13 protein-coding genes and 2 pseudogenes are annotated in these 14,362 nt (G+C 69.8%); 12 read left to right on the top strand and 3 right to left on the bottom strand.

The window, feature by feature from the left end; all coding sequences use genetic code 11:
- Window positions 1-75 precede the first annotated feature (75 nt).
- From ACFW6A_RS28430 to ACFW6A_RS28375, 12 genes and pseudogenes are all read left to right on the top strand, one after another.
- On the top strand, window positions 76-1,110 hold the full coding sequence (locus tag ACFW6A_RS28430; protein WP_351854935.1) for a LacI family DNA-binding transcriptional regulator: 1,035 nt from the start codon (window positions 76-78) through the stop codon (window positions 1,108-1,110).
- Window positions 1,111-1,257: 147 nt separating this feature from the next.
- Window positions 1,258-2,559: a sugar ABC transporter substrate-binding protein gene (locus ACFW6A_RS28425; RefSeq protein ID WP_351854933.1), complete on the top strand. Its 1,302-nt coding sequence runs from the start codon at window positions 1,258-1,260 to the stop codon at window positions 2,557-2,559.
- A gap of 66 nt (window positions 2,560-2,625) precedes the next feature.
- On the top strand, window positions 2,626-3,561 hold the full coding sequence (locus tag ACFW6A_RS28420; RefSeq protein ID WP_200427385.1) for a carbohydrate ABC transporter permease: 936 nt from the start codon (window positions 2,626-2,628) through the stop codon (window positions 3,559-3,561).
- A gap of 1 nt (window position 3,562) precedes the next feature.
- Window positions 3,563-4,435, top strand: coding sequence for a carbohydrate ABC transporter permease (locus ACFW6A_RS28415; RefSeq protein WP_200427386.1), 873 nt, complete (start codon window positions 3,563-3,565; stop codon window positions 4,433-4,435).
- A gap of 77 nt (window positions 4,436-4,512) precedes the next feature.
- A complete protein-coding gene (locus ACFW6A_RS28410) occupies window positions 4,513-5,979 on the top strand; it encodes a glycoside hydrolase family 32 protein (RefSeq protein ID WP_200427387.1) in 1,467 nt (488 codons plus the stop codon).
- Between the two features lie 176 nt (window positions 5,980-6,155).
- Window positions 6,156-7,127: a carbohydrate kinase gene (locus tag ACFW6A_RS28405; protein WP_351854928.1), complete on the top strand. Its 972-nt coding sequence runs from the start codon at window positions 6,156-6,158 to the stop codon at window positions 7,125-7,127.
- Between the two features lie 268 nt (window positions 7,128-7,395).
- Window positions 7,396-7,743 (top strand): annotated as a pseudogene (locus tag ACFW6A_RS28400) (MBL fold metallo-hydrolase); the annotation flags it as partial.
- A 727-nt stretch (window positions 7,744-8,470) separates the two neighbouring features.
- The gene (locus ACFW6A_RS28395; RefSeq protein ID WP_351854925.1) at window positions 8,471-9,433 is read left to right on the top strand and encodes a sigma-70 family RNA polymerase sigma factor; all 963 of its coding nucleotides are present in this window, start codon (window positions 8,471-8,473) and stop codon (window positions 9,431-9,433) included.
- A 283-nt stretch (window positions 9,434-9,716) separates the two neighbouring features.
- Window positions 9,717-10,115: a TIGR02391 family protein gene (locus tag ACFW6A_RS28390; RefSeq protein WP_268256612.1), complete on the top strand. Its 399-nt coding sequence runs from the start codon at window positions 9,717-9,719 to the stop codon at window positions 10,113-10,115.
- Window positions 10,116-10,759: 644 nt separating this feature from the next.
- A pseudogene (locus ACFW6A_RS28385) lies at window positions 10,760-11,428 on the top strand (hypothetical protein); the annotation flags it as partial.
- Between the two features lie 241 nt (window positions 11,429-11,669).
- Complete coding sequence (locus ACFW6A_RS28380; protein WP_351854922.1) at window positions 11,670-12,071, top strand: cupredoxin domain-containing protein; 402 nt, start codon at window positions 11,670-11,672, stop codon at window positions 12,069-12,071.
- Window positions 12,072-12,102: 31 nt separating this feature from the next.
- Window positions 12,103-12,540, top strand: a complete 438-nt coding sequence (locus tag ACFW6A_RS28375; protein ID WP_351854919.1) for a hypothetical protein — start codon at window positions 12,103-12,105, stop codon at window positions 12,538-12,540.
- Here the strand turns inward: ACFW6A_RS28375 and ACFW6A_RS28370 are convergent.
- The 3 genes from ACFW6A_RS28370 to ACFW6A_RS28360 all read right to left on the bottom strand — a co-directional run.
- Entirely contained in the window at window positions 12,509-12,904 is a 396-nt protein-coding gene (locus ACFW6A_RS28370) for a hypothetical protein (RefSeq protein WP_051788422.1), read from the bottom strand. The genes ACFW6A_RS28375 and ACFW6A_RS28370 overlap by 32 nt on opposite strands.
- 82 nt (window positions 12,905-12,986) lie before the next feature.
- On the bottom strand, window positions 12,987-13,715 hold the full coding sequence (locus tag ACFW6A_RS28365) for an alpha/beta fold hydrolase (RefSeq protein ID WP_351854915.1): 729 nt from the start codon (window positions 13,713-13,715) through the stop codon (window positions 12,987-12,989).
- On the bottom strand, window positions 13,712-14,362 hold a 651-nt coding region (locus ACFW6A_RS28360), incomplete at its 5' end, for a DUF1295 domain-containing protein (protein ID WP_386644008.1). The genes ACFW6A_RS28365 and ACFW6A_RS28360, both read right to left, overlap by 4 nt.

The raw sequence follows: 14,362 nt of genomic DNA, 5'->3' as shown, positions 1-14,362 counted from the left end.
TGACAGCGCATGACGAGTGAAGCAATCTCATCGCATCTTGCTAATCCGATTTAGCCGAGCGGAGCTGATCCACCGATGTCCGAACGCCGCGTGACCATGGCCGACGTCGCCCGCGAAGCGGGCGTGTCGCCGACGACCGCGTCGTTCGCCCTGTCCGGCCGCACCGACATGCGCATCTCCGACGCCTCCCGGGAACGAGTCCTGGAAGCAGCCAATCGACTGGGCTACCGGCCGAACGTCACCGCGCGCAGCCTGCGGACGAAGTCCACGCAGACCATCGGCTTCGTCTCGGACCGGATCACCACCACCCCGTTCGCCGGCGACGTCATCCGCGGAGCCATGGAGGCCGCCCGCGAGCAGGACAACCTGCTGTTCATCACCGAGGCGGGCGGCGACCGCGCCGCGGAGTCCTCACTGGTCCACGCGCTGCTGGACCGCCAGGTCGACGCGGTGATCTACGCGTCGATGTTCACCCGGTACGTCACTCCTCCCAAGGAGCTGTTCGGTCGCCGCGTGGTACTGCTGAACTGCCTGGCTCCCGGCTTCGACGCGCCCTCCGTGGTCCCCGACGAGCTGGAGGCCGGCCGGGACGCGGCCCGCGCCCTGCTCGCGGCCGGCCACACCGAGGGCATCTGGGCGATCGGCGGCCACCAGGCCGTCCCCGCCACGCCCGAGGGGATCATCGCCGGCAACGAACGCATGCGCGGTCTGGAGGAGGTCCTGCGCGAGGGAGGCGCCCGCCTGGACGGGGTCGTCGAGTGCGACTGGGACACGCTGGACGGCTACCGGGAGGTGTCCGCCCTGCTGGCGGGCGGGATGCACCCGCGAGCCCTCGTGTGCCTGGCCGACAGGGTGTCCTTCGGCGCCTACCAGGCGCTCGCTGAGGCGGGGCTGTCGGTGCCGGGCGACGTGTCGGTGATCTCGTTCGACGACCAGGACATCGCCTCGGTGCTGCGGCCCGCGCTCACCACGCTGAAGCTACCGCACTACCAGCTCGGACGCTTGGCTGTGGAGCTCATCCTGCGCGGAGGGCCCCTCGACCCGGTCGTCCATCGGGTCCCCATGCCGCTGCGGGAGCGTTCCTCCCTCGGCACCCCAGCCGGGAACTAGGCCGGCGACCCAAGACAGCCGTCCCGCCACCCGCTCCGAGAATACGGAGCCGGTGGCGGGACGGCCACCAAGAACAGCGACCGACGCAACCGGTCGCCCAGGGCGGGTCCTGCAAGACCCGCCTCCGTGAGATGGAGGAACCTCGTGGTGTTCAGAACAAGGCGCCTCGCTGCTGCGAGTGTAGCCGCCGCGGCGGCTACCGCACTCGTCGCCGGATGCGCGTCCGGCAGCGGCGGGAGCTCGTCGGGGGCCAGCGGCGACACGCTGACCCTGTGGACGCACAACGCCGGCAACTCGGCCGAGCTCGACGTCGTCAAGAAGATCATCAAGGACTTCAACGGCTCCCAGGGCAAGTACAAGGTCGAGCTGCAGTCCTTCCCGCAGACCGACTACAACAACTCCGTCGTCGCCGCGGCCTCGGCCCGCAAGCTGCCCTGCCTGCTCGACGTCGACGGCCCCAACGTGGCGAACTGGGCCTGGGGCGGCTACCTGGCCCCCATCGACGTCACCGGCAGCCAGGTGCCGGTCGAGGACCAGCTCGACAGCACCGTCGGAACCTACAACGACAAGCTGTACTCCTTCGGGCACTACGACGTCTCCCTGGCCTTCTTCGCCCGCAAGTCCGTCCTCAACGAGCACGGCATCCGTATCCCCACCATGGACAAGCCCTGGACCAAGGACGAGTTCGACGCCGCCCTGGCCAAGCTGAAGAAGAGCGGCAAGTTCACCTACCCGCTGGAGATGGGCACCGGCGGCAGCGGCGAGTGGTGGCCCTATGCCTACTCCCCGCAGCTGCAGAGCTTCGGCGGCGACCTGATCGACCGCAACGGCTACAAGACCGCCGTCGGCACCCTCGACGGCAAGGAGTCCGTGGAGTGGGGCGACTGGTTCCAGTCGCTGGTGACCAAGGGGTACATGGCGAAGAAGTCCGGCGCCGACCCCAACAAGGATTTCCTCGCCGGCAAGAGCGCCCTCCAGTGGGACGGCAGCTGGAACGCCACCAAGAACGCCGAGAAGCTCGGTGACGACCTGGCGATCATCCCGCCGGTCGACTTCGGCAAGGGCCCGAAGATCGGCGGCGCCTCCTGGCAGTGGGCCATGAGCTCCACCTGCTCCAACAAGGAGGGCGCACAGGAGTGGCTGAAGTTCTCCCGCCAGACCAAGTACTTCGTCGATTACGCCAAGGCGACCAGCACCATCCCCGCCACCAACGAGGCCGCGACGCAGATCGAGGACTACCAGCCGGGAGGGAAGTTCGCCGTCCTGGTCCAGTTCGCGCAGAAGTACGCGATGGTCCGTCCGGTCACCCCGGCCTACCCCTACATCTCCACCGAGTTCCAGAAGGCGGCGCAGGACATCCTGGCCGGCGCCGATCCCAAGAACGCCCTCGGCCAGGCCGCGAAGAACATCGACAACAACCTGAAGACGAACAACAACTACGCAGGCTGACCCGCCCCGGTCCGGTTCGGGCCCCCGACCACCCAGCCCGAACCGGACCGGCTCCCTGGAGATACCGTGACCACCAAGACCGCAGCCCCCCAGCGGCTGCGCCCGGTCCGGCGAACCCGCACGAACAACGCCCGTCGCCGAGAGAGCCTCACCGCCCTCGGCATGGCCACCCCGGCCGTCGTGCTGCTGATCGTCTTCCTCGTCGTACCGGTCGCCCTCGCCTTCGCCCTGGCCTTCACCGACGCGAGACTCATCTCGCCCACCCCGGCCCGCTTCGTGGGCCTGAGGAACTTCACCCAGCTCTTCACAGACCCGGTCTTCTACAAGTCCCTGCGCAACACGATCTACTTCGCCGTCGTCGTCGTCCCGCTCCAGGCCGGCCTCGCCCTCGTCCTGGCACTGCTGGTCAACGCCAAGGTACGGGGCATCAACTTCTTCCGCACCGTCTACTTCCTGCCCGTCGTCACCTCGATGGTCGTGGTGTCCCTCCTGTGGACCTTCCTCTACCGGAAGGACGGCCTGGTCAACAACGTCATCTCGACCCTCACCCTCGGCCACTTCCAGGGCCCGGACTGGCTGGGCGACCCGGCCACCGCGATGCCCGCCATCATCCTGATGTCGGTGTGGCAGGGCGTCGGCTTCCACATGATCATCTGGCTGGCCGGTCTGCAGACCATCCCCGCCGAACTGTACGAGGCCGCCGAACTCGACGGAACCAGCACCTGGCAGCGTTTCCGCCACGTCACCTGGCCCGGACTGCGCTCCACCCGCACCTTCGTGCTCGTCACCATCACGATCGCCGCGTTCAGCCTCTTCACCCAGATCAGGGTGATGACACAGGGCGGCCCCCTCGACTCCACCACCACCGTCGTCTTCCAGGCGGTGCGCACCGGCTACGACCAGCAGCAGACCGCGTACGCGGCGGCCATCTCGCTGATCTTCTTCGTACTCGTCCTGACCGTGTCGCTCGTCCAGCGGTTCCTGACCCGGGAGAAGGACTGACATGACCTCCCTCCTCAAGCGACTCGGCGGTCACGCCGGCCGCGTCGTCCTGGCCCTGGTCTTCGCACTCCCGCTCGTCTTCATGCTGGTCTCGTCGTTCAAGACCGACGACCAGATCTTCGGCGACCTGGGCTCGGTGAGCGCCTTCCTCCCGGTCGGCGCCCTGTCGCTGGACAACTACACCGCCATGTTCGACCGGGTCCCCGCGGCGCGCTTCCTGCTGAACTCGGTACTGATCTCGTCGATCACCGTGGTCCTCGGCATCATCGTCAACAGCCTGGCCGCCTTCGCGCTCGCCCGGATGCGGTGGTCCGGCCGCAAGGCCGTCCTGACCACGGTCATCGCCACCCTCATCGTGCCGTTCGAGACCTTCGCCCTGCCGCTGGTGTGGTGGGTCAACCAGCTGCCGCTGCTGCGCGTCAACGGCTTCCACCTGGAGTGGACCACCGGCTGGATGGACACCTACCAGGTGCAGATCCTGCCGTTCGTCGCCAACGCCTTCTCGATCTTCTTCTTCCACCAGTTCTTCCAGAGCATCCCCAAGGAACTCGACGAAGCGGCGATCATGGACGGCGCCGGCTGGTTCACCATCTACCGCCGCATCGTGATGCCCCTGTCCGGCCCCGCCGTCGCCACCGTCGCCATCCTCACCTTCCTGCCTGCCTGGAACTCCTACCTGTGGCCGCTGATGGTCGTCCAGAGCGAGGAACTGCGCCCGGTGATGGTCGGCATCTCCTACTTCTTCCAGCTCAACGTGGGCTGGGGCCAGATCATGGCCTACTCCTCCATGATCACCGTGCCGATCCTCGCCCTGTTCGTGGCGTTCCAGCGGTCCTTCGTCAACAGCATCGCCTCCACCGGCGTCAAGGGCTGACCCTCCGCCCCGCACCGACGGCTCCGCCACGCCCTCACGACTTCCGTGCGCCTCGCACGCCCCGAGAAAGGCCCCGTGTGTCCACGTCGCCTACCGACCCCCACCTGCCCGCCGTCCACCTGCGGCCGCCCCGCAACTGGATCAACGACCCCAACGGCCTGGTCTTTCACGACGGCCACTACCACGTCTTCTTCCAGTACAACCCGCACGGCCCCCAGCACGCGAACATGCACTGGGGCCACTACCGCAGCCCCGACCTGCTCACCTGGGAACCCCTCCCCGTCGCCCTCGCCCCCACCCCCGGCGGATACGACGCCGATGGCTGCTACTCCGGCAACGCCGTCTCCACCGGCGACCGCATGGTGGCCTTCTACTCCGCCCACCGCGACGACCGCTGGTGGCAGCCGGTCACCACCGCCGAGTCGCACGACAACGGCCACACCTGGACCAAGCGCCCCGACCTGCTCATCCCCGAACCGCCCGCCGGCACCACCATGTACCGCGACCCCTATGTCTGGTCCCAGGACGACCGCTGGCGCATGCTGGTCGGCTCCGCCCTCGACGACGGCCGCGCCGCGGCGCTGCTGTACGAGTCCGACGACCTGGAGCACTGGGCGTACCGCGGACCCTTCCACACCAGCGACACCGCCGCTGATGCGGGCCCGATCGGCTGGGAGTGCCCCCAGTACGCCACCTTCGGCGACCGAAGCGCCCTGATCCTCAGTGACTGGACCCCCCAGGGCGGCCCCAGCCACACCACCGTCGTCACCGGCCGGGAGAAGGACGGCCGCTTCGAAGCGGCCTCGGTCCCCGTGCCGCTGGACCACGGTCCCGACTTCTACGCCCCCGCCCTGCTGAAGGCACCTGGAGAAGACCGCTGGCTGATGTGGGGCTGGGCCTGGGAGGCCCGGGACGACGCCTGGGCACACGAATCCGGCTGGGCAGGCGTCCTCACGCTCCCCCGAGAGGTCAGCCTCACCGCCGACGGCACGGTCGCCCAGCGTCCCGCCCGTGAGCTGCTGGCCCTGCGCGGCCCGCGCGTCCTGCACGGAACCGGCCACGTCACACGGACCGAGTCGGCCGAACTCGGCAGGATCGGCCACACCTTCGACCTCACGGCCGCCCTGACACCGGACACCACCGGTACCAGCGGGCTGCGCCTGATCACCTCCGCCGACGGCTCCGAGTACCTCGACATTATCCTCGACCCCACGGCAGGCCGCCTTGTCGTCGACCGCACCCACGCCTCGACGGACGCGCGCGCACGAGGAGGCGTGTACACCGCGCCCTGTCCGACCGCGGCGCACCCCAACACCCCCGTCGAACTCCGCGTGATCGTGGACCGCTCGATAGCCGAGGTCTACCTGGCCGACGAACAGGTCCTCACCCTGCGGTTCTACCCGTCCACCGACGGGCCGTGGCGGCTGCAGGCCCGCACGACAGGGGCCGGTCGCGGCGAGTTCGCCGTCGCGGCCTGGAACCTGGCCGCAGGAAACCTTCCCCGAGAAGCCCAACTGGCGGGCCGGGGAACGCAGGACGCTTGATTCCCGGGCCGCACGAGCCCTGAAGGCCGGCCCGTCACACGGAAAGGCCGCGCACGTTCCGCACCGTGCGCGGCAGACATGTCCACCGCAGCCGCCACGCCCCTACGGCGCTCTCGGCTGCGTTCCGCGGCGCGGGGTGACAGCCCCGCGCCCTACCTGAAAGGCAGAAAGTCACCATGGCCCGACCCGGGTCCCCCGGCAGCGTCGACGTCCTCGGCGAGTGCGTCGCCGACATCTTCGAGGACCACGACCGGTCCGATTCCGGCGGACTGGCCCTGCGGGCGCTGGCCGGAGGAGGCCCGGCCAACACCGCTGTCGCCCTCGCCCGGCTCGGCACCCCCACCCGATTCCTCGGACGCTTCTCCCATGACGCCTTCGGCACCCTCTTCCGCGCCCGCCTCAGCGCCGCCGGCGTCGACCTAACCGACAGCGTGACCGCCTCCGAGCCCAGCACACTCGCCGTCGCCGACCTCGACGCGACCGGCCAGGCCGCGTACACCTTCTACGCCGAGGGCGCCGCCGACTGGCAGTGGACCAGCAGCGAACTCGCCACGAGGCGGAACGGCGACGCGGCCTGCCTGCACACCGGCTCCCTCGCGCTGATCCGCCGACCCGCCGGCAACCGCATCGAGGAACACCTCGCTCAGGTCCGCGAACACGCAACCGTGTCCATCGACCCCAACGTCCGCCCCCTGCTCGTACCGCCCTCCGCCTATCGCGAACGGCTGCCCCACTGGTGCGCCCTCGGCGACATCCTCCGCCTCAGCGAGGACGACTGCGCCGTCCTCGTCCCTGAGACCGGGCTGGACAAGGCGTGCGACACCTGGCACGCAGCCGGCGTCCGCCTCGTCGTCATCACCCTCGGCGGCAACGGTGCCCTCGCGTCACTCGACGGCACGCGCGTCACCGTCACGGCCCCTCCTGTCACCGTGGTCGACACCGTCGGAGCCGGGGACTCCTTCACCGCGGGCCTCCTCCACCGCCTCGCCGCCCTCGGACACCTCGGCGGCCGGCTTGATGCGCTGACCCTCGACGACGTCACCGACGCCTGCTCCTTCGCCGCCCATGTCGCCGCCCTGACGTGCTCCGTCGCCGGCGCGAACCCGCCCTGGGCGGATGAAGCGGCCCTGCGGACCGGCACTCGGTGAAAGTTGTCGCGTCGCCTGAGCCGAACGGCGAGCAGCAGCCGTACCGGCAGAGGTCCCCTACGAAGTCACCGTGACACCCCCGGAGTAGACCGAGCGAGCGACACGTAGGAGCGTCCAGCGGCCGTCACCGCCCGCCGAATCAGCGCGTACCGCTCCGAGCCGCGACTGTTGATGCCATCCCGCCGAGCGGCGAGGATGAAGTTCTGGAGCCTGATAGAGCGTCATATCGCCCAAGAACCACACGGACTATACGCCGATGTCTGGGGCGTGGCCAGACATTCACATGACGCCTGCGCAGGGGGTCCAGGCCCATCTTGACCTGCAGGGAGGTGCTCCGTCCGGTGTGATGCTGCCAATCCACTGGGCCACCTTCAACCTGGCTCCGCACCCGTGGGCGGAGCCGGGGGAGTGGACGAAGGACGCGGCGGAGGAGGCGGGGCAGGCGGTGGCGTTCCCCCGTCCCGGTGAGCCGTTCGAGCCGGCGGGCAAGCTGCCCGCGGATACCTGGTGGCGCGGGGTGTCTCAGCCGATCGCCCGTCCGTGGCGCCGGCCGAAGCCGGCGCAGATTCCTGCCGAGGCGTCCGAGCGGGATCTCGACCTGGCGGGTGACCGGTGACGTCGGGCGAGGAGGAGCTGGGCAGGCTCGTGGCCCTGCTGACCCGTCTCTCGGCCGACGAGCGTGATCGTGCGCTGCGTGCTCTGGATGGTCCGTCCCGGAGAAAGCCTTCGGCGAGTATCCAGCAGTTCGTGCCCTTGCCCTCCCGGGCAGCCTCGTCCGCGGTTGTCGTCCGAACATGCATCGTAAGTTCGTGAGCATGAACCCGGAGGGGCCTCGCCGGTTTGGCGGCGGGGCTCCCTTTTCGTCCTGTATCGGGTTACTCGGGTGCAGCTGAAGCGTTGAGGCTCTTCGTTGCTGACGCTTCCGGTGAGGGTGACGGCAGTGATGGTGGTCATGTGGTTGGTCACTGCGGAGGACGCGAGTGCGGAGGCTGCTGGGTATACGGGACGGTCGCCCCGTGCTCAGAGAAGGGTCCGTGTCGCGCGGCTGGTCCGTGCGGAGTACAACTACGACCTCGCAAGTTCACCGACGGAGTCCCCGCTGCCCCACGAGGTACGGCTTCCCCAGCAGCCCAAGAAGCGACGGCTGGTGTGCGGACGGTGCCGCAACGACGACGCGGACGAGAGGGAGCGTCCGGCCGCGCTCGCCACGCGTCCTCGTGACCGGTGCCGCCACGGGGCTGAGGGCGTGAGCCAAGTCACCGCTTCGGCTACGTATCCGGCGTGAAGGCTGTCCCGTCGTACCGGTGTGTACAGCCATTCACCCCGCAAGGAGCCGTGAAGCGATGCCTCAACCCCCTCTGACCCCAGCCACCGGCCGACTGCCGCAGCCCCTGCTGACGGCGGCGCAGGCCGCACGCCGCGAGTTCCTCGTGGCGCTGGAGCCACTGCGTGGCGAGTTGTTCCGCTACTGCCGGCGGCTGACCGGCAGCGTGTGGGACGCCGAGGACCTGGCCCAGGAGGCACTCGCCCGGGCATTCACACGGGCGGCACAGACCCACCAGCCGGTCGAGCGGCCGATGGCGTGGCTGGTGCGGATCGCGACCAACGCCTACCTCGACCAGGTGCGCCGCCCGGCCCCGCTCCTCGTGGAGCCGGCAGAGCGGGCTGCCCCTGCCGGCGCCGATCCCGCCGAGGTCCGCGACGCGCTCGCGGAGATGACCACCCTGCTGGCGCCGCAGGAGCGTGCCGCCGTCGTCCTCAAGGACGTGTTCGACCTGCCGCTGAAGGAGATCGCCGCCATGCTGAGCACCACCGAGGGGGCGATCAAGGCCGCACTGCACCGTGGCCGCGGGCGCCTGGCCGATCCGAAGCGGGAAGCTGCGCTCGCCCGCCGTACGGCTCCCGACCGCGAGACCCTCGACGCCCTCGCCGCGGCATTCACCGCGTACGACCTGGACGGACTGACCGAGCTCTTCGTCCAGGACGCGGTCAGCGACGTCATCGGCGTCGCCCACGAAGTCGGACGGACCCAGATCGCCGCCGGATCGCTGCACCACACCCTGGTCCTGGAGTCCTCCGTCCGGTGGCGCGCCGAAGTCCGGGAGCTCGACGGCGAACCGCTGCTCCTGATGTGGGCCACCCCGGCCGACGGCAGCGACCCCGAGGCGGTAGAGGACGTCCTGCGCGCCGAGATCGTCGACGGCGGGATCACGCGCCTGCGCTGGTACTACTTCTGCCCCGACGTCCTCGCCGAGGTCGGCGACCGGCTGGACGTGCCCGTCCGAACCCACGGCCACCTCGTGTGACGAGTGTGGGCACCGTTCTTGCCTTGTCGCAGATAACAGGGCCGACGCGTGGTTACTGCCGTCCTGCGGTGGCACCTTTGGGCCCGTGCCGATCTGGAGCGCCGCACCGCAGGCACAGCGCCCGCCGGCGAGCTTCTGGATGCGGCGGTGAGCCGCTCGGGCCACCCGTTCCAGCTGGAAGTTCTCGGTGTCCATCGCGTAGTGCACATGAACGGCCTGCTCGCCGCAGTACACGACGTCGACCATCTCGGGCTCGTCGTAGGCCGCTTCGATCAGAGCCGTCTTGACCGGAAAGAAGGCGCCCTGGGCGACGGCGGCCGCGATCAGTCGGTCGCCCTCCTTTCCCGGCGGCACGGCGGCGGGGTCACCCATGAAGGCCGTCGAAGTCGCCGTCCGCGACGCCTCCGGGCTCGACAACTCCCTCGTCGGCGTGGCGCTGATGCGCAAGGCGTTCCAACCGCACCAGAACGGCAAGCCCGGCGGCCCGCTGGCCGACGCCGGCGCAGAGGGCGGCGAGCAGGAGGCCGAGTCCGCGCTGTTCGCCGGCGCCATGGGCCGCTACAAGAACCCCTCCAGCCACCGCACCGTCGACTTCGCCGACCCGATCGAGGCGGCCCAGATCATCCAGTTCGCCGACCTGCTGTTGCGCCAGGTCGACCGGGCCCGGGCCAGGAACAGCTAACGAGGAGCACTGGAGCCCGTATCGTCCAATCAGCCCGGAGACATGTGGTGACCTGGTGGCTTCCTGCAGTCGTGATTATGGGGTCGGCAGGCGGCGGGCGAGGTCGGGGGCGAGTTGCCCGGCTGCTTGGCCGAGTCCGAGGGCGAGGTCTCGCCGACGGGGGATGCGGCGAGACCTCGCCCTCTCATGCTACGTCGTACATGCCCCGCAGACCTCTTGTCCTGACGGTTTGTTCGCTATGCATACAAACGGGAGATGGCTGGTTTGACCTCAGGGTTCGTGGGGGCCGGGGGTGCCACCTGCTCTGATGGGAGCCGCGCGCATCACACAGCCGCGCTGCCGAGTAGCTGGCCGCCCTCTGCTCCGTCCGGGCCTCGAAGTGCTGACTGCCGTGCCCGTGGAAACGACAGTCGGCGCGTTCATCCCTGACCCCCGAGGCCAGCACTGATCGTCTGGACGTGTGCGGCTGTATCAGGCGAAGGGTGTGAGTTCAGCCTCTGCGATGCGCTCACGCGTGAAGAGTGGTGCGACCAGTACCCAATCCTCCTTCGGGGGCGCACCGAATGATGGGTGAAAGGGACTGAACGTCCGGACGCGATCCGGCCTCGTGCCGGTGAAACCTCCCCGGAAGGGGATGCATCGCGATGACAATCAAGCGCTCCACCCGTCTGACCGCCCTCATGGCCCTGCCCGCGGCCCTCACGCTCGCCGTGGCGGCCCCGGCCCTGGCCCATGACACCAACCACGCAGGTCAGCAGACGCAGCACGGCCGGAGCTACAAGGTCGACCTGCGGCAGCTGAACGACTCGGGCGCCCGCGGCACCGCGCAGCTCACCCTGCAGGGCCGCCAGCTCACGGTGAAGATCAACGCCCAGGGACTCGTCCCCGGCCAGCCCCACGCCCAGCACATCCACGGCTCCACCACCGGGCACGACTTCACCTGCCCCGACGCCAGCGCCGACAAGAACGGCGACGGCATCGTCACCACCGCCGAGGGGCTGCCCGCCTACGGCGACATCAACATCTCCCTGACCACCAAGGGCGACACCACGAAGGCCAGCGGTCTGGCTGTCGACCGGATGCCGGTCGCGGACAAGAACGGCAACCTGTCCTACTCGCGGACGATCGCCGTCTCCCAGGCCGTCGCCGACAACATCACCCGCCTGCACGTCGTTCAGCACGGCATCGACCCCAATGGCAACGGGGTGTACGACTTCGGCAAGGGCAAGAGTGAGCTCGACCCCAAGCTGCCCCAGGAAGCCACCGCCCCCGCCAGCTGCGGCACCATCGAAGGCCACGCCGGAGCCTCCATGGGCAAGAACTACTAGCCCTCAGCGAAGGGGTTGACGCCCACAGCCACAGCTATACGGGCCGTAGCCGTTCCGCCCGTATGACGGCCTCGGTGACCACTCGCCGCCGGGGCCGTCACCGCCCCTTGCTGAAGACCTCGACCGCACCTGGTTCGCGCGCCGCCGCGGTTTCAGGGAGCCCCGCTCGCATCATCCAGCCTCTGTGGCCGTAGGGCCTCCCGCTCAGCGCACCCAGGAGGATCCCATGCTTGTCCGTCCCCGCTCCCGCACACCGCACATGGTCGTGGCGATCGCGGTGCTGTGCCTGCTCATCGCCCTCGCCGGCTGTTCCTCCTCCGGAGGGCCCGCGCCCACCTCAACGTTGCCCTCGGCGCCGTCCTCCACGTCGGTCAGCGAAGAGCGCATCGTCATCAAGGACTTCCGCTTCGAGCCGGCCGACCTCACTGTCGCACCAGGAGCCAGGGTTTCCGTGGTGAACGAGGACTCCGCTCCCCACACCGTGACGGCCAAGGCCGCCGATGCCTTCGATACCGGCACCATCGAAGGCGGCGAGACAGCCACGTTCACCGCGCCGTCCGCTGCCGGCACGTATCGCTACCTCTGCGGCATCCATCCGTCCATGAGCGGCGCCCTCACCGTCCGCTGACCCGCGCGGCGTCTCACCATGGAGCGATCCCATGCATCACGATCCGACGCGGCCGGACAGCGGCCACCGGAGGCTGCACGCCGCCGCCCGTCTCCTGGCGGCGGCCGGTCTCGCAGCCGACGCCTACCTTCACGCGCGTCTCGCCGAACGCTACGACGCCGTCAGCGCCACCCTCAGCCAGGGCACCCTCTTCAGAATCGAGGCAGCCATCGCCGCACTCGCGGCGCTGCTGCTCCTCGTCCGGCGCCGCCCTCTGGCCGACGCCTTCGCCTGGACCGTCGCCGCCGGCGGACTCGCTGCTCTCCTGCTTTGCCGCTACGTCGACGTCGGCGAACTCGGCCCCCTGCCCAACATGTACGAGCCGGCCTGGTTCACCGAGAAGAATCTCGTCGTCATCGCCCAAGTGCTCGCACTTCTCGCCACCTCATTGCTCCTTCTCACCCGTCGTCGCCGACGAGGCCACGCTTGACGTCCTGCAGACCGGCGTGGCGGGCCCAGAGAATCAGCGGAACCTGGAGGGGAAGCCGCGCGTAGGCGACGGCTCTTGCGGTCGTCGAGCGGTGGCGCCAGTCGTAGGCCATCTTGACGTTCGCCGGGAACACTCCGGCGAAGAAGAGGGCGGTCGCGTGGGCGCTCGCCCTTCGGGTCGCCGGCAGCGCGAGACCGGCTGCCAGAGCCAGCTCGACCACGCCGCTGGCCGTGGTCCAGGCCCGGGGGCCACCCGGCAGAGAGCCCGGCACGATGGCGTCGAACTGCCGGGGCGCGGCAAAGTGAGCGAGGCCCGCCGAGGCCATCAGACCGGCGAGCAGAAGCGCGGAACGAGCAGGGGACATGGGGTTCCTTCGGTCAAAAGGGCGCCGGGGCAGGCGTCCGGGAAGCGTTCAGTGGCTGCGGCGCAGGCGGATCGGGTGACGTTCACCGGCGGACGGGATGAACATGGCGGCGTCCAGCGGTCCTGCCCCCCCACATTGTCTCCGGGGTGGAGGTACAGGGCGGGGAATCCAGACCGAGGGTTTCGGCTGTGCTGCGGGCGGCAAGACTGTGCCAGAGACCCGAGCGGCTGATCATGGCGTGGCGGCCGGCGGGCATGCGGATGCCTCGGACGCGGGCCCCGGCCACTTCGGCGCGATGGAGGTAGGCCCACGTGTCGGTGGCCGAGGTGATCCGGTCGGCCGGATCATGGAGGGCGATCACGGTGCGGTGCGCCAGGTGGGTGGCCGGCTCACCGGGAGGGCACCAGGGAGCGAGTGCCACGACGCCACGGACGTGCGGATCGTCGGCGGCGCGCAGCGCGGCCCGGGCGCCCATGGAGTGCCCGAGCAGCACCACGGGCAGAGGGCCGACCAGGTCGGCGAGTTCGGCCAGGGCCCGGCGCGTGTCGTGGACGGGGTCGGCGCGCTCGCCGTTCCAGCCGCGCATCCGGTAGTGGACGTAACCGATGAGGACGTCGGCGTGGCGGGGGTCCTGGCCGAGTACCCGGGCGAAAGCCTTCATCCGCAGGTCGGGCAGGTTGAGGGCAGACGGGGGTGCGAGGGAGTCGGCACGTCCGCCGTGCAGCAGCAGTACCGCGCCGGCCGCAGGCAGAAACCTGGGCTCGGGCAGGTGGAGAGCCGGGAAGGCGCTGCTCCGATCGGATCCGCTCATGTCATACGCTCCGGCTTTCCGGGAACGGCTTTGCGGGGTGGCAGGGGGAGGAAGCCGCTGGTGCGCGCGGTGTACGCGGCGTAGCCGGGGCGGTGGGCCATGTGCTTCTCCAGGAGGCGCTTGCCGCTGCCGATGGTGAGGAGCAGGGTCATCAGGACCGGGGAGACGAGGACGGCGAGGGCCGGCTGCCAGGCGGTGCAGGCGAGGAGGTACAGGCCCCACCAGACGAGGCTGTCGCCGAAGTAGTTGGGGTGCCGGGTCCAGGCCCACAGGCCCTCGTCCATGATCCGTCCCCGGTTGGCCGGGTTCGCCTTGAAGCGGGCCAGCTGGCGGTCGCCGACGGCCTCGAAGACGAGCCCGGTCGCCCACAGCGCGAGCCCGCAGTACGCCAGGGCGCCCAGGGGCGCGGAGCTGTAGGAGGCGGCCTGGACGGGGAGGGAGATCAGCCAGACAAGGGCCGCCTGGCCGAGGTAGACGGTGCGCAGCGCGTACAGGGTCCGGTTTCCGGGCGCCTTGTCGAGGAGGGCGGTGTAGCGGGGGTCCTCGCCGTGGCCGCGGGAGCGGTGGGCGATGTGGGCGGCCAGCCGCAGCCCCCACAGGAGGGTCGCCGCGGCGACGAGCAGGCGTCGGCCGTCGTCGCCGTGGCC

The organism is Streptomyces sp. NPDC058758 (assembly GCF_042746075.1).
Taxonomy (GTDB): domain Bacteria; phylum Actinomycetota; class Actinomycetes; order Streptomycetales; family Streptomycetaceae; genus Streptomyces.
This window is presented reverse-complemented; position numbering and strand designations above follow the sequence as displayed.